Origin of the sequence: Domibacillus indicus (genome assembly GCF_023715895.1) — a bacterium.
In the GTDB taxonomy this organism is placed as follows: Bacteria; Bacillota; Bacilli; order Bacillales; family Domibacillaceae; genus Domibacillus; species Domibacillus indicus_A.
In genome coordinates this window covers 1-19,723 of sequence record NZ_JAMBOO010000007.1, presented here as the reverse complement: position 1 = coordinate 19,723, position 19,723 = coordinate 1, and the positions used below count along the sequence as shown (strand labels likewise).

The window sequence follows — 19,723 nt, the reverse complement described above, 5'->3', positions numbered from 1 at the left end:
CTAATGTAAACGGTCATTTTAAATACTAAATTATCAATCAAGGTAGTGCTGTAGTGAACCTCTCCACCTAAATCAAAGATTTTGATGGAGCATCCCTTATCTTGAATACAGTACAACATCAGCGGATTAAGCTTCCTCCGGAAGCCCGAGTGCATGATGGAGACTAATGAACGAAGACAAGGTCTGCGATGTCCTTATTGCCAGCTCAGGAACTTTTGCCTGAAGTGACAACCATTTCGTTTCCGAAGTGGATTTTTGAAAAGCCCGAATGAAATAGCGGGCTCCAATATTATAAGAAGCAGATAAATCCGCATGATAGACTTTGCCTGTTGAAAATACGGCAAGGTCTTTTTTCGGGTTTCGTTCCACCTTTCCAGAGCCGTCGAACGCCAGGGCGCTGGTGTTTCGCGGATTGATCCGGGAAATGCGCATGCCTAGGCAATGCGCCATTTCTTCCACTTTGTTCTGGATGCCTATTTTTCGCCACCCGTGAAGCTTGAAACGAAGTTTCCTGGCTCCATAGAACCCTTTTGGGATTTTCATTCTGCCCAAGTATTCAAATACGATGACGTCACAGCTATGCTTTGTTGCAAATTTGACAATTTCATGGCTAGTGTGGCGGACAATATGCTGCTGGTACCTATTGATCTGCCGCCAAAAATTTGGTGCATGAATACGGCCGCTTGCCCGCTGGGCTTTCCGCAGTTTGTTCGTTAGCGTCTGCAGACGGTCTTTTTCTTTAGGCTGGTCAATAAATATCCGGCCTAAGACAGTGCCTTTTGCATCGATAATTGAACAAACGGCAGAATTCGTCAGTCCGAGATCTACTGCACATACTTTTTGCTCTTGAATAGGTGTTTTTGTTAAAGTGACTTTATTTTCATAGCTAATGGAAAGGAAGAATTTCTTTCCCCGTTTAATCAGCTTAGGGTTGTTCTCTTTCCATTCCCAGACACCGCGTTTATAAAGGTCCTGCTCTTTAAATTCGATATTTGTCCATACCCAGTCATTCTGGTGAAATACCTTGATTTGTGCAGTCGTATCAGACGTCCTGTTGAACATGTTTCCGCGATAAAAAACAGGGAATTCTTTATGTTCCGCCTGCAGGCGCGGAGGCTGTTTCTTAAACTTTTTTCCTTCGGAAAGAGCGTATTTCTGCTCTTCTTGCCAATTTTGATAGTTAGAGCGAAAGCTCTTTACTTTGCCAAAAGCAGAAGCAATGGCACTTCGGCGGAAGTAGGACGGAAATTTGTAAAAACGATCCTTAAACTCTTTGTATTTAGGTTGAGGGTTTGATTTGGTTGCGTGAATCAGTTTTTCTACTGCAGGTACAATTGATTTAGTTGTCAGTTCGTCGGTATTATCAAACTCTTTGTCGATCACTTGAATGATGAAAGACAGGGCATCATTATAAATATCCAGTGTAGCATTGAAGATTTCCGTCTGGTTTGTGATTTTGTGCAGCAGTGACTTCGCAACTTTCATGATCAAACCCTCCTTTCCATTTTTTAGTCCTTATAATACGTTGATCGTATCAAAATGGAAATCACTTGTAAAATAAAAAGAGAATCAGTATGAGTGGTTATAAGCAAGAACCGGCAATCGGTGTAATGAAAAAATATATAGAAGAACAGGGAAATAAAGACCTTAGCGCCTAACCCCCACTAAATCGAAGATTTTGAAGGGGAATGCGGCGCTAATTTTTTGTTCAATCAGAAAGCCCCTAAATAAGCCCAAACAAACAGGCAAAAACCCCATTTGCAAAAGTTTTTTTGAAAAGGGGGTTTGTCTGCATCCTAAAAGCCTACACCAATGCAGGCTTTTTTTTATAGTATATTTTGGGGGTGAAAAAATGCCAAGAGTAAGTTACCGAAGTTCAGATGTTGACTTAATGGCAAGGATGATGAGAGCAGAAGCCGAAGCCGAAGGAAAACAGGGAATGTTGTATGTTGGAAATGTAATTGTTAATCGCCTTAAAGCAAATTGTTTGGACTTTAAAAATTTAAGAACAGTTCCCCATGTTATTTATCAAATACAAGGAAATAATTATGCCTTTGAAGCTGTTCAAAAAGGTAATTTATTTTATCAAAAGTCAAGAGAAGCTGAAAGAAGATTAGCCAAACAGGCTTTGGATTACTGGAGACAACAACCAGGGAAATATGCCCTTTGGTATTTTAATCCATATGCTCCATGCCCTCCAACATGGTATGACCAGCCTTTCGCTGGTCAATATAAAAATCACTGTTTTTATGAACCAAGACCTGGAACGTGTGATACTGTTTATACTTACTGAACGAACGAGTATGTCAGTTTAATAAAACCTAAAAAAGACCGAGTTTTTTCGGTCTTTTTTCTTTAGATAAAAATGAATAACAAAATTTAACAGGCTTTTGTAGCACTTATTTAAGTGATGTCACACATCGATATTTACATGTTCTGCTTATTTACATATAAACTATTGTCAGATGACTGTTTTGGCTCATAAAGCAAGAACGATCATATGTATATAAAGACTGGTGTTGATTTTCTTATTGAACGAACGGCGCGGGTTCGTTGAGCAGCGTTAAGGGGAAAAGTCGTTTTTTAATGGGAATTGGAAGACTATGAACTTCTTTTACAAGAAAAGGCGGGAATCCTTTTCTGCTTACAATCATTCTCGAAGGGGGGGAATACAATGAAAAGAAAGATAAAAATAATCAGTGGAGAAAGGAAAACGAAATTAACCGTCCAAATTGCAAATACGCAAGAAAAAATAGAAAAGGGCTTAATGTTTGTTGAAAAATTACCCGAAAACGAGGGAATGTTATTTATGTACGGGGGAAAAATATATGGTGGTTTTTGGATGAAAAATACCTTAATTCCTTTATCTATTGCTTTTCTTGATTCGGATGGAAAAATTCTCAAAATAATGGATATGGAGCCATGTAAAGAGGTAGAATGCCGTATGTATGATCCCGAACTTTCTTATCGTTATGCACTTGAAGTAAATCTTGGATGGTTTGAAAGAAATCAAATTAAAGAAGGGGATTATGTATTCTCAGATTAAATTTTTGTTCGAATTTTCCCTACAAGTTCTCCAAAAACAATGGGGAGAGTAAAGGGAATTCAAAAGCAGAAATTAAATCAAATCCCTAAGAAACTTTAATTTAATAATGTTATTTAGCTTTTTTTGCTTTTACATAGTTCTTTAATTCTAATAGATAAATTACAAAAGAAAAACCATGCTCTGTTAATAAAGAGCATGGTTATTCGCAGATTTTTAGGATTTTAGCGTTTTTTGACATGAAGCATAATGTTTTTTATATTGGTATAAGGCGTTTTCTACTAACAGGGGGTACGTTCTTTATGAAAAACAAGCCAGACTCACGCGAAAAAATTCTTCAAACCGCTTCACGTCTTTTTCAGCTTCAAGGGTATCATGCAACAGGATTAAATCAGATTTTAAAAGAAAGCGGAGCACCGAAAGGCTCTCTTTATTACTATTTTCCAAATGGCAAAGAAGAGTTAGCAGTGGAGGCTGTTCGTTATACAAGCCAATATATCGGTGGAATTATACAGGAGAATATGGAAAAAACAGATGACCCTGTAAAGGCGGTTCAGTTATTTATTGCACAAACGGCAAGCCAGTTTGATTATCCGGAAAGTATAGAGGGTGTGCCTGTCGGTTTGCTGGCAGCAGAAACGGCTTTGATCAGTGAGCCTTTGCGGATAGCTTGTGTTGAAGCATTTACAAAATGGGAATCTCTTTTTGCTCAAAAACTCGTGCAAAGCGGGATCGAACAAGAAGAAGCAGAGAAATTAGGGGTACTCATCAGTTCGATGGTTGGGGGAAGTGTAATGCGCTCATTGACAGACAAAGATAAAACCCCGCTTTTACTGCTGTCTGACATCATACCAAGTTTAATACCGAGAAAAGGATAGCACTTCTGCATCCTTTATGTTATTTTTATATAGAACGGTCTATTTATTTTTTCACTTATAATTATAATGACCGGTCTATATTTAAGGAGGGTTACTATGACTCAACTATGGACAAATACTTTACCAAAAGAAAAAATACCTTACTTGCTTCGCAGTGGAGAAGGAGAGCGTTACCTTTTTGGCCGGCAGGTAGCAACGGTAATGGCGGATGCCAAAAGCACAGGCGATCTTTTTGAAATGGTACTGCTATCAGGAGGAAAAGGTGATTCTTTTCCATTACACCTTCATGAAAACAGCCAAGAAGGAATTTTAGTCTTAGACGGAAAACTAGAGCTTGCGCTTAATGGAGAAAAGCACCTGCTGCTGCCTGGAGATTACGCTCATATCCCAGCAGGAACGCTTCATGGATATAAAATGGGAAGTCATCGAACGAGATTTGTATCTTATACGATGGGTGGAAATACGGCGCACCTTTATTCCATTCTGGGAGAATCGTATAACAAGATCGAGCATCCACCTTATGCTGTTGAGGAAGTAAGCCGTGATCGGTTCTCAAAAGCAGCTGCTTGTGCTGATGTGATTTTCCATAAGGATGATGACCAGGAAGGAGAAGCGAAGCTGGTTGAAAATGCTGTTTTGCCAGACAAGATGGTTCCTTATGTACTTGAATCAGGAGAGGGAGACCGGCTTTTAACAGGTGACCAGCTCCACAGAATTATCGCGACTCAGGACACGACGGATGGCCAGTTTATTATCGTTTCATCTGAAGGTCCAAAAGGAGACCGCATTGTAGACCATTACCATGAACAGCATACAGAAACTTTTTTCTGCCTCGAGGGACAGATGACGATGTGGGCAAACGGAGAAGAAATTCATTTAAGCCCGGGCGATTTCCTGCACGTTCCTGCCCATACAGTGCATTCTTACCGTTTGGATTCAGCTTATACAAAAATCGCAGGGCTGCTCGTTTCCGGTTTATTTGAGCCGTTCTTCCGTACGCTGGGCGATCCATATGAACATCATATTTTCCCAGCCCATCCGCAGGCACTTCGTTTTGACCGGGTTATTCAAAACATAGAGAAACTGGATTTGAAAATGGCCCATAAAGTGAACGCTTAAAAAGAGTTTATATACTTGTGTAAACAGAAAGGGAGAAAAGCTCCCTTTCTTATAATGTTTTTACACAAAGAAAGAAGGAAAAAGAATGAGTGAATCAATTTCACAACTAGAGGAAAAGCGAAGAGAAAGACTTATCTTTATTTTGGCTTTTGCTCTTGTGATTTCCGTAATGAATTCAACTATGTTTAATATAGCCATTCCGGCTATTACAGATGAATTTGGGCTGAAGCCTTCTCAAGCCGGGTGGATTGTCACCGGTTATATTATTGTGTATGCGATCGGCTCTGTGATGTACGGAAAGCTGGCAGATCAATACAAACTGAAAACGCTATTGACTGCAGGCCTTCTGTTTTTTGCTGTTGGATCGGTGATTGGCTTTACCGCAGCTAACTTTTGGATGATTGTAGCCGGCCGGCTTCTTCAGGCAGCTGGAGCATCCGTTATGCCTGCTACGTCCATGATTATTCCCTCCAGTTACTTTACCCCTGAAACAAGGGGGAGGGCGCTCGGTATTACTTCTGCAGGGATGGCGCTGGGAACAGCGATCGGACCGATCGTCGCTGGATTTGTGACCAGTTTTATCAGCTGGCACTATCTTTTTATCGTATCCCTCCTAGTGTTGGTAACTCTGCCATTTTTCCGAAAGTATTTGAATGATGAAGCGGAAAAGCAAAAAACAAATATTGACCTGGCAGGGGCTGCTTTTCTTGCGGGCACACTGGCACTGCTTCTGCTGGCAGTTACGAAGTCTGCGCCGCTGCTTGCTACAGCCGGAGCAGTTCTGTTTGTTTTCTTTTTATGGAGAATGAATAAGGCGAATGATCCATTTATCCGCTTTTCTCTTTTTAGAAACAAGCATTACTCTATTGGCATCCTTGTTTCTGCCTTAAGTTCCGGTATCGGGTTTGGCATTCCTTATTTAACTCCGCTCCTGCTGCAAACCGTCAATGGATTATCCCCCTTAATGAGCGGGCTTATTATGTTTCCAGGTGCGCTGGTGGCAGCAGTTCTAGGGAAAAAAGCGGGTTTATTAGCAGACCAAAAAGGAAATCACTTTCTGGCTTATATGGCCCTCTTAAGCTTTTTCCTTGGTTATAGTTTTCTGGCGCTGATTGCCGGATTGTCCCCTTTGATCGTCATGGCCGTTTTGCTTCTTGCCTGCATTGGGCAGACATTTATTCAAATTGCCCTTGGCAACACCGTATCACAGTCTCTTCCAAAAGAGCATGCAGGAGTAGGGATGGGCGTTTTTATGATGACAAACTTTATTGCCGGAGCTACATCTATTACATTCATTAGTAAAGCGTTAGAGATTCACCATACGGCGATTCAGCTGAATCCGTTTCTTCACAACCAGGAAAGCATTAACTACAGCAACATTTATGCGGTTTTGGCTCTTTTAATTGCTGCAGTGGCTTTTATCTACTCAAGTACCTTCAAAAAACAATCTGTGTAAAAAGTATTGCTTTTTAGAAGTTTATTAAACAAAACAAGCGAAACGCTAAAAATGCGTTTCGCTTGTTTGAGTTAACAGGATTATTGGCTGATTTGCTGCTTCGCCGCTGCCTCAATAGGCGCTTGCGCTTCTGTTTTAATAAACAGGGAAACGAGCAGGGCGATGACCATAACGGCACTTAATAAATCGAGCGCCAGCACATATTGCGCAGTTTTAGAAAAGCCCATCACAAGCCCTGGACCCGCGCTTGCGCCAAGGAAAAGAACGAAGGCGTTAAACGATACGGCACTTCCCCGGGCATTTCCGGCCAGCTGGCTGACCAGTGAAATCACAACAGGCGTAACTAGGGCGATACCGGCTACAAATACAACTGTTGACATAACAAGGATTGGAAGCGTGGGGCTGAACCCAGTCGCTAAAAGTCCGGCTGCTGCCATAGCTAAGCCGCCTTTTAAAACAGTACCCCGCCCGATTTTTTGGGCAATTTGACCAGCGAATGGAGAAAAAAGCATGCCCAGAATGCCGGCTCCGCGGACGGCCAATATTTCTCCAGATTGGAGGCCAAACCGGGCTGAACCCAGGTAATTGCCTAATACCGTATACATGCCAACGAGTGAAAGAAGCAGCACAAAGGTAATTGAGAAAGCGAGCAAAAGCTGTGTATTTCTTAAAAGCCCGGTCATATTGCCGAATTTACGAAGAATACTTTCCGCTGATCTAGGCGTTTGTTCTTTAGGGAGGCGAAATATAACAGCTATGGCCGTAATAAGATAAACAGCACCCAGAATAAAAAAGATAGCCTGCCAGCCGAACGCTTCACTAACCGTACCGCTGAACACCTGCCCGATAATACTGGCCATGAGAAATCCAGAGCTGATAAATCCAATGGCCGTTAAGCGTTTATGAGGAGGAAATAATTCTCCTGCATACACAAGGGAAATAGGTGCGAATGCTGCTGCAACCAATCCTTGCAAGCCCCGTAGAACAAGAAGGACATGAAAGCTTTCAACAAAACCAATACTGATTGTGATAACGGATAAAAGAGAAATGCTTCCAGCTAAAAAGACCTTTCGGCCATATTTATCAGAAAACGGGCCATACAGCAGACAGCCTAGCGCATAACAAAGTGAAAAAGAACTTCCAATCCAAGCTGCCTGAGCACTAGTAATCCCAAATGAGTCCATAAACAAGGTGGTTAAAGGGAGGGTAACATACATACTGCTTAACAGAACCAGCCCGCACCAAAACAATAAAAGGGTGATAAAAGAATGGCTCTCACTGTGAGGAGCAGAATTTGATAATGGGTTCAACGATAAAGAATCTCCTTTCTTTCTAAGTGTAATTCATTCAAAAACGATACGAACCGTTTCGTTTTTGTGCAAACTATAATATACTATCTTGTGTTTTATTTGGCAAGAAGAGAAGAAGCAGTCTCTTTCTTTTATCGGTCTCTGAGATAGTAGCGCAGCGGGAGTTACACCTGATAAAATAAAAAGGAATTCTTTAAATGAAGAAAGTATGTATAAATGAAAATGTAGATAAGAAAGCAGGGATTTTTTGAAAGACAGGTGCTTTTTAAAATGAAAAACAACAAAGGTCAAAGCAGGGCAGCCGGACGGCCGCGAAGTGAAGAAGCTAGAAAAGCCATTATTTGCACCGTTATAGAAATGGTTGAACAAAAAGGGTTTTCAGCTCTTTCAATTGAACGGGTAGCGGTAGAAGCAAACGTCAGCAAAGCAACGATTTACCGCTGGTGGAAAAACAAAGAGACGCTTTTAATAAGTGCTTTTTTAGAAATGACAGAAGCCAAATTCGATTATATTCCTTCACTAAAGCTGGAAGAAAATTTAATAAAACAATTAGAGGAACTTGCGAAAGTGCTGAAAAGCTCTTTAGGCAAAGCTTTGCTTTCTGTGGTGATTGAAAACCATGAGATTTCTGAACAGTTTTCTTCTTCCTTTTTATATCCAAGAAGAAATACAACAAAAAACATTTTAAAGCAGGGAATTCAAAACGGCCACATTTGTGAAGAAAGTGATATAGACGCTTCCCTCGACATGCTGTTTGGCGCTGTGTATTTAAAAGCAGCGATTTACAAGCAGGAGATTGATCAAGCATATATTACACATTTAGTAGAAGGTCTTTTAAAGGGAATTCGATCAAAATAAGCATAGACATAAGAGCAGTCGGGTGATTTAAGAACAAAGAGGGGATAAGCTCCTGTCTTACAGACAGTCAGGACAAGAGCTTACATCAAAGCTGGCTCAAGCCGAAAAGGTAAGCCGCTCTGCTTTCACTATTATGAAGCAGAGTTTTGTACTTTATTGGCAGCTAAAAATTCTCTAATTTCTTCAATTGACAGACCGAGGCTTTTTGCAGCTTTCATTAGTGCTATCCACTCAGTGTCCAATACTTCTTCTACAATCTCCTGATCAAGATCTTGATCCAGCATTGAATACCCTCCTGTGACGAAGCAGCTCAGCCATCATAGTCTTCTTATAAAAAGAACCTTAGATCTGTAGCTTTGTGTCCCAGCCTTTCGGCTAGTTTACCTTTTGTTCCTTTTTTGTTTTTTTTGGATAATATGACTTTTTTATCCTTGATTTCACATTGTAACAAAAGATTGGAAAAGATTTTGTCGAACCCTGAACCGGCAAAAATTTTTTTCAAAAGCCTATAAGGTGCCAATTGAAAATCAAAGACATTGAATAAAGCAGGAACCAAAGCATGCATTTTTTGGTTCCAGCTTTCATTTTAAACATGCTTTTAAAAGACCTTCATAATTGAAGGGGGACTTGGTTAACCACAGTTTCTGAACTTATCGGTGCATATGCAGCTTTAGTGTTGTATTTCTAAATTAAAATATTTTTTTAACGATTGGCCGAATGTTTCTTCTGTCATTTCTTGTTTGTTTTCTTTCCCGTCTGCCCATTCAGTTAATGAGGTGCTTGTTAAAGTAATGTTTCCTTGCTCCGTCAAGCGGGTAACCAATGGTTTTTTGTTGAAAGCAGAATCAGAATGGTGAACAATCGTTTCTTGCATAGGGTTTAATTCAGACACATTCGTTATTTCCGACTTTGAATCAAATGTGTATCCTTTTTTCCAGTGTGTGTGCTTGTGTTTTACTTTCATTTCAAGCAGATAATCACCAAAGGGGCTATTCTCGTGTTTAATACGGAATATGCCGTTAGGAGAAGAAACGGTTTCTCCTGTTAATGGAACAGGAACTAAAGGCAGGTTACCCCCAAATCCAGTATCAAGTAAGTATTTTTCCCCTTGATAAAAAAGAAGCACAGCCGCATGTGTCTGGCCTGTGCGGCTCCAATCCTGGTGCGGCTCGCTGTAAACAACGCCCCGCACCAAAACGGCCTTAAAACCATTCTCAATTAAAAAAAGGTAAAGAAGGCCATTCAGCTCGTAGCAAAGACCGCCTTCATTATGTAGAATTATTTTTTGAATCAGATTTTTCTCACTGATCTCTTTTGTTCTCCCAGAAAGAATAGAAAGATTCTCAAAAGGAAGGGCTTGGGCTGTTCGGCTCAAAATATCCTCTAGGTTCGCAAATGTAATCCGTTTATCTTCAGAAAAGCCAATCCTTTTACGGAAAGCTATATCTAATTCTCCCATTCATCCGTCTCCTTTCTTAGGTTTGGCCAGGGCATTAAATAATATTGTGGAAAGACTTGGGGGCTTCACCAGATTTTCTACAGAATCAGAAATATGGTTACACTTTACGTTTATTATTTCTTTCCTCATTAAAGAAAGGGCCGGGAAAAAATCTTTTCTCTTCGTGTATAAAGTTTTTCTAGTTCTTTATACTAATTAGGCTCTCGATCATTTGCAATAAAAAAGCTTTGTACTGTAAGTAGATTTCCCTGTTGTTTTTTTGATTGTTCACTTCAATTTTCCAATTTTCTTCTCCCTTTTTATCAGATGTCTTCATTCAAATCCAATTTAAGGTTATTTGTCAAAAACAAGAAATAAAATTTTTTTGAATAGAGGATTAACAACCGGCAAACGGGGTATACAAAGGTTGTGGCACTTTTCGTCCATGTAAATTCACATACTTAATGCTCCATTTAATAGATAAAAAACATACAGGAGAAAGAAAAGGAGAATGACATCATGAAGAGACAAAAATGTATTGCAATGATTCTTGCTGGAGGAAAAGGAAGCCGTTTAAAGGAATTAACCGAAACGCTAGCCAAGCCTGCTGTACCATTCGGCGGAAAGTACCGTATCATCGATTTTCCGCTTTCTAACTGTGCAAACTCCGGTATCCATACTGTAGGTGTTTTAACACAGTATCAGCCGCTGGCTTTAAATTCATACATTGGAATTGGAAGTGCGTGGGATTTAGACCGCCGGGATGGCGGAGTAACTGTTCTTCCACCGTACGCAGAGTCTTCAAAAGTAAATTGGTATTCCGGTACAGCAAGTGCCATTTACCAAAACTTCCATTATATTCAACAGCATAATCCAGAGCATGTGCTGATTTTATCGGGTGATCATATTTATAAAATGGATTACGAAGCAATGCTCGATTATCACGTAGAGCAGGGTGCAGATGCGACCATTTCTGTTATTGAAGTTCCGTGGGAAGAAGCAAGCCGCTTCGGTATTATGAATACAGATGAATCTTATAATGTTACTCGTTTTGATGAAAAGCCAGAACATCCTGAAAGCAACCTTGCTTCAATGGGCATCTACATTTTTAAATGGTCTGTTTTAAAAGAATACCTAGAGCGTGATGAGCAAAATCCGGATTCATCCAACGATTTTGGTAAAGATGTGATACCGGCTATGCTGGCAGACAATTTAAAATTAACGGCTTATCCATTTAAAGGATACTGGAAAGACGTAGGTACAGTAAAAAGCTTGTGGGAAGCCAATATGGACTTGCTCGACCAGGGCAAAGAGCTGGATTTGTATGATCCAGAATGGCGCATTTACTCCATTAATGCCAATCATCCGCCACAGGTAATGGGCCGTAATGCATCTGTTAAACACTCTCTTTTAAATGAAGGGTCTGTCATCGATGGCGAACTGGAACATTCAGTCGTTTCTCAAGGTGTACAAATCGAAAGAGATGCATTTGTAAAAGACTGCGTTATTATGCCGAATGCGCGAATTGGACGTGGTGCATACATTGAACGGGCTATTGTCATGGAGGACATTGAAATTCCAGAAAACACAGTGATTTATAATGATTCTGATGAGATCTTACTGATTACAGAAGCGTTTCTTGCTGCTCACAGTCAAGAAGGCGTAAAAGCGTAAATACTTCTTTGAAAGACCCTTTAAAGCAATGATTATTGCTTTAAAGGGTCTTTTTGTGGAGAAAAAAATTAATTGAAGGAAAGAGGTATAAAGCCTCCTTTTTTAAACGAAAACTGTATTCACACTAGGGGAACAAGGTTTACTATTTTAGGATAATTAATCGTAAAACTGTTACGAAAAATTAAACTATTCTAAATGTTAGTACAAGTATAGTTGTTAGTGTTTTTCCAGGAGATACAATTGTATTTTTTTAAGAAGTTTATTATTATAGAATAGGTAATTCAGTTACGGTAAATAACGAACCTTTCTAGCTGCATCATGCTTGCAGGTGAAAAATGAGAAGCACAATGCCTCCTTCACTATTTCCCTGGTGAATAAAAGAAGACAGGGTGGACTTTCCCGGCGTTCTGCTATTTATCGTGTCAAAGGAGGAAAAAGAAAGTGGCAAACAAAGAATTGAATAGAGGCCTTGAGTCTCGTCATATTCAAATGATTGCTTTAGGCGGCACTATTGGTGTCGGGCTGTTCATGGGCTCTGCCAGCACGATTCAATGGACAGGTCCTTCTGTTATGCTTGCTTATGCAATCACTGGCGTTTTTATCTTTTTTATTATGCGTGCAATGGGAGAAATGCTTTATTTAGAGCCAAGCACAGGGTCATTTGCGACTTTTGGCCATAAATACATTCATCCACTAGCAGGGTACATGACTGCCTGGAGCAACTGGTTCCAATGGGTGATTGTGGGGATGTCGGAAATTATTGCGGTGGGAGCTTACATGCAGTACTGGTTCCCGGATCTGCCTGCCTGGGTTCCCGGCATTGTAGCAATGGCGATTCTTGGTGCTGCGAATTTAGTTTCGGTTAAATCATTTGGCGAGTTTGAATTTTGGTTTGCACTCATCAAAATTGTGACCATTATTTTAATGATTATTGCTGGATTTGGCTTGATTTTCTTTGGACTTGGCAACGGAGGAGAGGCCATTGGAATCTCAAATCTTTGGAGCCATGGCGGCTTCTTTACAGGCGGCTGGTCCGGGTTTTTCTTTGCGCTGTCCCTTGTTATTGGGGCATACCAAGGAGTGGAGCTGATTGGGATTACGGCTGGAGAAGCGAAGGATCCGCAAAATACCTTAACAAAAGCGATCCAAAGCATTATTTGGCGTATTTTAATTTTTTATATAGGGGCTATTTTTGTTATTGTGACTGTTTATCCATGGGATCAGTTAAGCTCTATTGGCAGTCCATTCGTGGCGACGTTTGCAAAAGTAGGAATTACAGCGGCTGCCGGACTGATTAACTTTGTTGTAATCACTGCGGCGATGTCCGGCTGCAATAGTGGGATTTACAGCGCCGGCCGTATGCTTTATACACTGGCGATGAACGGGCAGGCACCAAAGTTCTTTGCAAAACTTTCCCGTAACGGAGTGCCTATCTTCAGTACATTAGGTGTTATGATCGGATTGGCTGTCGGAGTTGTATTAAGCTACATAGCACCAGAAAACTTATTCGTTTATGTATACAGTGCCAGCGTTCTTCCCGGAATGGTACCATGGTTTGTGATTTTGATCAGCCAGATTCAATTCCGGAAAAGAAACGAGGCCCAAATGGCAAATCATCCTTTTAAAATGCCGTTTGCACCTGTAACGAATTATGTAACGATCGCTTTCTTACTGACTGTATTGGTTGGTATGTGGTTTAATGACGACACGCGCATGTCGCTTGTAGCCGGAATTGTATTCCTTGTACTAGTTGTGGTCAGCTTTTTCGCTTTTGGTATTGGTAAGCGTGCACCACTGGATGTTCAAGAAGAAGACAATATAATCAGCAAGTAAGCCGGTTTTGAGCGGGCCCATATAAAAGATAAAATCTATAATGAGATTGACGCATATTCGAACAGAATATGCGTTTTTTTATTTCTTATTATAAATACTTAGCGTACAAGGAGGCTGTCATGAATAGAGTAAAGCCTCTTCCTATCAGATTTTTGCGGATTGAGTACTTTTGCTTTCATCCAGTACCAGGGTGAAGCGGCAGGATGAATGCCAGAGATTGCCGGTACAAGCATGTCTTCCTTGCAGGGAAGACAAAATGATTCATAAAACATTTGAATTTTAGCCGAACCCAAATGTGGCACAGTAAATGATTATGGCCAATGTGTAGACATTTTTGTAGAATGGCTGCTTTAAGTAATCATGCTTAGAAGTATATCGATAAATTTTAACCGATATACTTCTTGTAACATACATTTATATCGATTAAAATTTATCGTAATAAACAGGGGTGATTGGAGGAGTTATATGCCAGCGTTTAAAAAACAAGATATTGCTACAGTTCTTACATATTTAAGCCGAAAAAACATGGATAAAGAGGAATTGCTAGTTCTTCTTAGCAAAGAAATGTCCAATCCTAATGCTGTTATAGATGATTTGTTGAATGAAGAAATGATTATAAATGATAAAGGAGCTTTTTCCATTACGGAAAAAGGCTTTAAAAAAGCACGTCATCTGCACGGAAAACCGCATCATGTAAAGGGAAATGCTAAAACGAAGTCCACAAAACGAAGAGGACTCATTCAAGCAGCGATTCTACAGCTGCTTAAAGAAAAGCCGCGGCATGGCTATGAAATTATGAAGCTGTTGGAGAAACGAAGCGAAGGGATTTATTCTCCCAGCGCCGGGACCGTTTACCCTGCCTTACAGGATTTATTTGAAAAAGGGTTCATTTCCATTGACGAGCAAACAGATAAAAAAGTCTACACGTTAATGGACGATGGCCTGACATTTCTCTCTCAGATTGTTCATGATGAGGACGAAGTGTTTTGGGAGGAATGGCGCTTTCAGCTGTTATGGAAGCAATCAAGAGAAGCGGTGTGGCTTCGGGAAGAGATGGAGAAATTTCAATTAGAATTTCAACATGCCATGAGAAAAGTAATGCACGACCCTTCACTTGCGCCTGAACTTGCTGAAATCATAAGAAGCGGGAGAAATGGCCTTATTCATTGGTCTGAACAGCAGGCAAAACAACAAAGAGATCGGCAGGGAGGCAGCAGATGAAATCGATCAGAAAGCTGTTAAGGTACACAAAACCATATAAGTCTTTTATGATGCTTGCTCCGTTGTTAATGGCTTTGGAGGTAACAATGGATCTTTTACAGCCTTTTATGATGCAGAAAATCATTGACAGCGGGATTGCAAACGGTGACATGACCTACGTTGTGCAAATGGGCATGCTGATGGCGGGCGCTGCGGTGATCGGGCTGGCCGGCGGGGCAGGGTGCACAATTTACAGTACACGTGCGTCAGTGAATACTGCAACAGATATTAGGCGGGATGTTTACAAAAAAGCAGGTCAGTTTTCAAGTGAAAATCGTGACGTGATTGGTACAGGAAAATTACTCACAATCGTCACCAGCGATATTTCGCTCCTTCAAACGGCCATCATGATGACGCTTCGCAGCTTCGTGAGAGGGCCGCTTCTTTTTATTGGAAGCAGTGTAATCGTTTTTTTTCAAGCTCCCGAGCTTTTTCCGATTTTGCTTGTTTTGATTCCTATCCTATTGTTTCTCATTATCTTTCTTTCAAGAAAAGCGGGAAGCTGGTTCAGAAAAGTGCAGGAAGGAATCGATCAGCTGAATACAAAGCTGCAGGAAAGCATTACAGGCATACGGGTTGTAAAAGCGTTTGTGCGCCGGGATTATGAGATTGGGCTGTTTCAAAAAGTAAACGATTCATTAACGAAAACCACCATAACGGCAGAACAAATCATTACTATCCTTATGCCTGTTTCTATGTTTGTAATCAATATTGGCGTAGTGATCTCTCTTTTGCTTGGTGTCATACAGGTAAATGGGAGCAGCGTACAAGTGGGTGTTATCCTTGCCTTTATCAACTACTTAAATATTATTTTAATGGCTTTAACATCAAGCAGTATGGTGATCATGCAATTGATGCGGGCATTCCCGTCCGCTGACCGGATTCAGCAAGTATTAGAGACGGAAAACCAGGTTCGAACGATCGAACATCCGGAACGCATTGCCGGTGTAAAAGCAGCCATAGAGTTTAAGAATGTTTCTTTTTCATACAGTCAAAACGGCGAACAAGTTTTAAAAAATATTTCCTTTACAGCCTGGAAAGGAGAAAAAATTGGCATTATTGGCCCGACAGGAAGCGGAAAAACGACATTAGGCAAACTGCTGCCGCGGCTGTATGAGATGGATCAAGGTCAAATCCTTATAGATGGTATGAATATCAAGGATATAGAGCTGGCCTCTCTTCGCTCATCCATTGGCTATATTACACAAAAGCCTATACTATTTTCTGGAAGCATTGAAAGGAACCTTCAATTCGGTAAAACTTCAGCAGTTTATGAAGAGCTTGAAGCGGCATCTAAACAGGCATGTGCGTCAGAATTTATTGAGAAGTTTGAGGATCGATTTGATTATCAATTAACTCAGGGCGGGTCCAATTTGTCAGGCGGGCAAAAGCAGCGATTAGCCATTGCCCGAGCTTTTGTAAGGAAGCCGTCCATTCTCGTTTTAGATGATGCAACCTCTGCCCTGGATGCCAGTTCAGAAGCCATGATTCTTCAGACACTAGAGTCTGATTTCAAAGGTACTACAACGTTTATGATTTCCTCGAAGATTTCATCCATTTTAGATGCGGACCGGATTCTTGTAATGGACGACGGTGAAATTGTCAGCAATGGAACCCATAAAGAGCTGTTGGAAAGCTGTCCGCTCTATCAGGAAATTTACAATACGCAAGTAAAGAAAGGAGGCGCAGCTGTTGGCTCAGCAAATGAGTAGTATCACAAAAATGCAGCAATCAACAGGCGCAGGCGGAGGAGGATTAAAGGGCAGAATAACAGAACCGGCCGCAGAAACAAAGGATCTAAAAGGGACTTTCCGACGCGTCTGGAATTACATGGAGAAGCAGAAAACAGGTTTACTGTTATCAACATCATTTGCCGTCCTTTCCTCGCTTTTAAGTTTATTAGGGCCCTATTACATTGGAGTGATGATTGACCATTACGTTATCCCAAAAGATATGCCCGGTACGATGAAAATGGCCGGGGTGCTGCTTGGAATTTATTTAGCCGCCTCTCTCTTCACCTGGCTGCAGGCATATATCATGGTGAATGTGTCGTTGAAAACTATTCGCACTCTTCGCGGGGATTTGTTTGCAAAGCTCCAAACGCTTTCGCTGCGTTTTTTCGACCGTCATAAACATGGGGACTTGATGAGCCGGTTCACAAATGATATTGATAACCTTCATCAAGCACTGAGTCAAAGTGTCATCCAAATGGTTTCAACTGTCTTAACCGTTACAGGTGTCACAATCGCTATGTTCTCGTTAAACTGGGTATTGGCTATTGTTTCCTTTGTTACCATTCCGCTGATGATTTTCACGACGAAAAAAATCGTTGGAGTAAGCAGAAAAAATTTTTCAAACAGGCAAAAGGATTTGGGAGAATTAAATGGATTTATTGAAGAATCGATTAGCGGTGGTGAAATGATTACGTTGTTTGGCAAAGAGGATGATACTTTTGCGGAATTTGATATGGTTAATGAGCGGCTGCGTCATTCAGCCATGCGTGCAGACATGTTCTCTGGGTATCTCGGGCCGGTTAATAACTTTTTGAGTAATGTAGGGCTCGGACTGGTTGTCGTTACAGGAGCTGTGCTGGCATTGAAAGGGCTAACGACCGTTGGGGTCATTGCTTCATTTGTCACTTATTCACGGCAATTTTCAAGACCTATCAATCAGCTGTCCACTTTGTTTAATTCTATTCAAGCGGCGCTTGCAGGGGCGGAGCGTGTGTTTGAAACAATGGATGAAGTGCCCGATATGCAAGATAAAAAGGATGCCGCCGCTGTCTCCAGATTCCGGGGGGACATCAAGTTTACTGATGTTCATTTTAGCTATAGCGATGAGAAGAAAATTCTGCAGCATATTGATTTTGAAGCAAAAGCCGGTGAGATGGTTGCTTTGGTGGGGCCGACAGGATCCGGTAAAACAACCATTATCAATTTATTGATGCGCTTTTATGATGCCGATTCCGGTGAAATACTGATCGACGGCAAGGGAATTAAGGAGTATAAAATAAGAGATTTACGCAAAAGGATCGGAATTGTCCTGCAGGATCCTTATTTATTTTCGGGAACGGTCATGGAAAATATTCGCTACGGGAGATTGGGCGCGACCGATGAAGAGGTTATGCAAGCAGCCAAAACAGCGTCCGCCCACGGGTTTATTAAACATTTGCCGGCTCAATACAATACACTCATTACTTCAACAGGAGCCAATATAAGCCAGGGGCAAAAGCAGCTTCTTTCGATCGCGAGAGCTATTCTCGCAAATGCTGATATTTTGATTCTTGATGAAGCGACGGCTAATATTGATACTCGAACAGAAGTGGAGATTCAGAAGGGGCTTCGCAACCTGACAAAAGGAAAAACGAGCTTTGTGATTGCCCATCGATTAAAGACAATTGAACAGGCTGACCGCATTTTAGTGATTAAAGATGGAAAATTGATTGAGCAAGGCAGCCATGATGAGTTACTTGGCGAAGGCGGATTTTATTACGGGCTTTATTCTAAGCAGCTTAGGATTTAGTGTAATACAGACTTTTAGGATGGAGCCTTAGAATCCTCTTTTTTCAAAAGAGAAAGAATGACTGAAGCGAGTGGACACTTGTCCACCCGCTTCAGTCTGCTTTGCTCCGCTTTTTTTAAGCAGCTTCACCTGCTAAAAAACCAAGCATAGCCATATACATTTGTATACGACAAACGTTGGCGTTGGGAAACTGTCCACTATCAGCATCTAGAAGCATGCGCCACGCTACCAAAGACGGCTGGTTTTCGATAGCAGCTCTTCGCTGGTGAACGGTTTGCTGAAAAAGTAGCCCTGCCCGATATCACAGCCATTTTGAGCTAATACTTGATGCTGCTCTTCACTTTCAATTCCTTCAGCTGCTACAATTTATTGTTAGGGAGGCAGCGCTTTTAAAATTTGTATCACGAAAAGAAAAATCGCTTCTGAATTTGCGGAAAAAGAAGGGGCAGATAAAGGACTATACACTTTAGTATTTCTTTTAGAGGAGAAAACTATTCGTATATATGAAGGTATAGTAAACACACTTATACAATTAATAAAATAAAAAATATGATTGCGTAAAAGAAGATACAATGTTATATTGCTAATCCGCCGTTAAAACAATAGCGGAACTTATATAGAAATTGTCTTTGTTTTTTCTCTTTATATACTAATAAACTATGTTATTAAATTGAGAGCTGACATTCTGAAACTGAGAATATACTTGGGATTACACTTGTTAAGCATTTTTTAAAAAAAATTTGAGAAATTATTGACTCTCATTCGGATAAATGATATATTTATTTAGCTGTCACGAACGACAGTAATAAACATTGAACATTGAAAACTGAACAAAATCAATAAAAACGTCAACGTTTTAAATTTTTATCTTCCATTAAAACACCCCGTGTTTCAATGGAAACAAATGAGCAAGTCAAACACTTTTTGGAGAGTTTGATCCTGGCTCAGGACGAACGCTGGCGGCGTGCCTAATACATGCAAGTCGAGCGGACAGATGGGAGCTTGCTCCCTGAAGTCAGCGGCGGACGGGTGAGTAACACGTGGGTAACCTGCCTGTAAGACTGGGATAACTCCGGGAAACCGGGGCTAATACCGGATAATATCAAGAGCTGCATGGCTCTTGATTGAAAGGCGGCTTCGGCTGTCACTTACAGATGGACCCGCGGCGCATTAGCTAGTTGGTAGGGTAACGGCTCACCAAGGCGACGATGCGTAGCCGACCTGAGAGGGTGATCGGCCACACTGGGACTGAGACACGGCCCAGACTCCTACGGGAGGCAGCAGTAGGGAATCTTCCGCAATGGACGAAAGTCTGACGGAGCAACGCCGCGT

General features: G+C 41.0%; 16 protein-coding genes, 1 rRNA gene and 1 riboswitch. Of the genes, 12 read left to right on the top strand and 5 right to left on the bottom strand.

The genetic code is table 11. The features are described from left to right. Nucleotides 1–126: 126 nt before the first annotated feature. On the bottom strand, nt 127–1,485 hold the full coding sequence (locus tag M3221_RS12610) for an RNA-guided endonuclease TnpB family protein (protein WP_251272112.1): 1,359 nt from the start codon (nt 1,483–1,485) through the stop codon (nt 127–129). 367 nt (nt 1,486–1,852) lie between these two features. Here M3221_RS12610 and M3221_RS12605 point away from each other — a divergent pair, with 367 nt between their 5' ends. From M3221_RS12605 to M3221_RS12585, 5 genes are all read left to right on the top strand, one after another. After that, the gene (locus M3221_RS12605; protein WP_251272111.1) at nt 1,853–2,293 is read left to right on the top strand and encodes a cell wall hydrolase; all 441 of its coding nucleotides are present in this window, start codon (nt 1,853–1,855) and stop codon (nt 2,291–2,293) included. 381 nt (nt 2,294–2,674) lie between these two features. Then, nucleotides 2,675–3,046, top strand: a complete 372-nt coding sequence (locus M3221_RS12600) for a DUF192 domain-containing protein (RefSeq protein ID WP_251272110.1) — start codon at nt 2,675–2,677, stop codon at nt 3,044–3,046. A 299-nt stretch (nt 3,047–3,345) separates the two neighbouring features. After that, complete coding sequence (locus M3221_RS12595; RefSeq protein WP_251272109.1) at nt 3,346–3,921, top strand: TetR/AcrR family transcriptional regulator; 576 nt, start codon at nt 3,346–3,348, stop codon at nt 3,919–3,921. 96 nt (nt 3,922–4,017) lie between these two features. Continuing rightward, complete coding sequence (locus M3221_RS12590) at nt 4,018–5,040, top strand: quercetin 2,3-dioxygenase (RefSeq protein WP_251272108.1); 1,023 nt, start codon at nt 4,018–4,020, stop codon at nt 5,038–5,040. Nucleotides 5,041–5,125: 85 nt separating this feature from the next. Next, a complete protein-coding gene (locus M3221_RS12585) occupies nt 5,126–6,496 on the top strand; it encodes an MFS transporter (RefSeq protein WP_251272107.1) in 1,371 nt (456 codons plus the stop codon). An 80-nt stretch (nt 6,497–6,576) separates the two neighbouring features. Here the strand turns inward: M3221_RS12585 and M3221_RS12580 are convergent, their stop codons facing one another. Beyond that, nucleotides 6,577–7,806 carry an MFS transporter gene (locus M3221_RS12580; RefSeq protein ID WP_251272106.1) on the bottom strand — a complete coding sequence of 410 codons (1,230 nt, stop codon included), beginning with the start codon at nt 7,804–7,806 and terminating at the stop codon, nt 6,577–6,579. A 270-nt stretch (nt 7,807–8,076) separates the two neighbouring features. Between M3221_RS12580 and M3221_RS12575 the strand changes: the two genes are divergently transcribed. Further along, entirely contained in the window at nt 8,077–8,664 is a 588-nt protein-coding gene (locus M3221_RS12575) for a TetR/AcrR family transcriptional regulator (protein ID WP_251272105.1), read from the top strand. A gap of 131 nt (nt 8,665–8,795) precedes the next feature. Here M3221_RS12575 and M3221_RS12570 read toward each other — a convergent pair whose 3' ends face one another. Both M3221_RS12570 and M3221_RS12565 read right to left on the bottom strand, forming a co-directional pair. After that, nucleotides 8,796–8,948 carry an anti-repressor SinI family protein gene (locus M3221_RS12570; RefSeq protein ID WP_251272104.1) on the bottom strand — a complete coding sequence of 51 codons (153 nt, stop codon included), beginning with the start codon at nt 8,946–8,948 and terminating at the stop codon, nt 8,796–8,798. Nucleotides 8,949–8,965: 17 nt separating this feature from the next. Next, nucleotides 8,966–9,059: riboswitch (cyclic di-GMP riboswitch) on the bottom strand. 275 nt (nt 9,060–9,334) lie between these two features. Then, nucleotides 9,335–10,123 carry an arylamine N-acetyltransferase family protein gene (locus M3221_RS12565; protein WP_251272103.1) on the bottom strand — a complete coding sequence of 263 codons (789 nt, stop codon included), beginning with the start codon at nt 10,121–10,123 and terminating at the stop codon, nt 9,335–9,337. Between the two features lie 498 nt (nt 10,124–10,621). Here M3221_RS12565 and M3221_RS12560 point away from each other — a divergent pair, with 498 nt between their 5' ends. The 5 genes from M3221_RS12560 (at nt 10,622) to M3221_RS12540 (ending at nt 18,391) form a co-directional block, all read left to right on the top strand. Continuing rightward, nucleotides 10,622–11,776, top strand: a complete 1,155-nt coding sequence (locus M3221_RS12560) for a glucose-1-phosphate adenylyltransferase (protein ID WP_285880359.1) — start codon at nt 10,622–10,624, stop codon at nt 11,774–11,776. A 441-nt stretch (nt 11,777–12,217) separates the two neighbouring features. Next, nucleotides 12,218–13,609: an amino acid permease gene (locus M3221_RS12555; protein ID WP_251272102.1), complete on the top strand. Its 1,392-nt coding sequence runs from the start codon at nt 12,218–12,220 to the stop codon at nt 13,607–13,609. Between the two features lie 465 nt (nt 13,610–14,074). Next, nucleotides 14,075–14,830, top strand: coding sequence for a PadR family transcriptional regulator (locus M3221_RS12550; RefSeq protein ID WP_251272101.1), 756 nt, complete (start codon nt 14,075–14,077; stop codon nt 14,828–14,830). Next, nucleotides 14,827–16,581, top strand: coding sequence for an ABC transporter ATP-binding protein (locus M3221_RS12545; RefSeq protein WP_251272100.1), 1,755 nt, complete (start codon nt 14,827–14,829; stop codon nt 16,579–16,581). Before M3221_RS12550 ends, M3221_RS12545 begins: the two co-directional genes overlap by 4 nt. Nucleotides 16,582–16,591: 10 nt before the next feature. Then, a complete protein-coding gene (locus M3221_RS12540) occupies nt 16,592–18,391 on the top strand; it encodes an ABC transporter ATP-binding protein (RefSeq protein ID WP_396120280.1) in 1,800 nt (599 codons plus the stop codon). Nucleotides 18,392–18,616: 225 nt separating this feature from the next. On the opposite strand, the gene M3221_RS12535 is transcribed toward M3221_RS12540, so the two are convergent. After that, a complete protein-coding gene (locus M3221_RS12535) occupies nt 18,617–18,757 on the bottom strand; it encodes an EAL domain-containing protein (protein ID WP_311316143.1) in 141 nt (46 codons plus the stop codon). Nucleotides 18,758–19,312: 555 nt separating this feature from the next. On the opposite strand from M3221_RS12535, the gene M3221_RS12530 reads away from it, so the two are divergent. After that, nucleotides 19,313–19,723: ribosomal RNA gene (locus M3221_RS12530) — 16S ribosomal RNA — on the top strand; the annotation flags it as partial.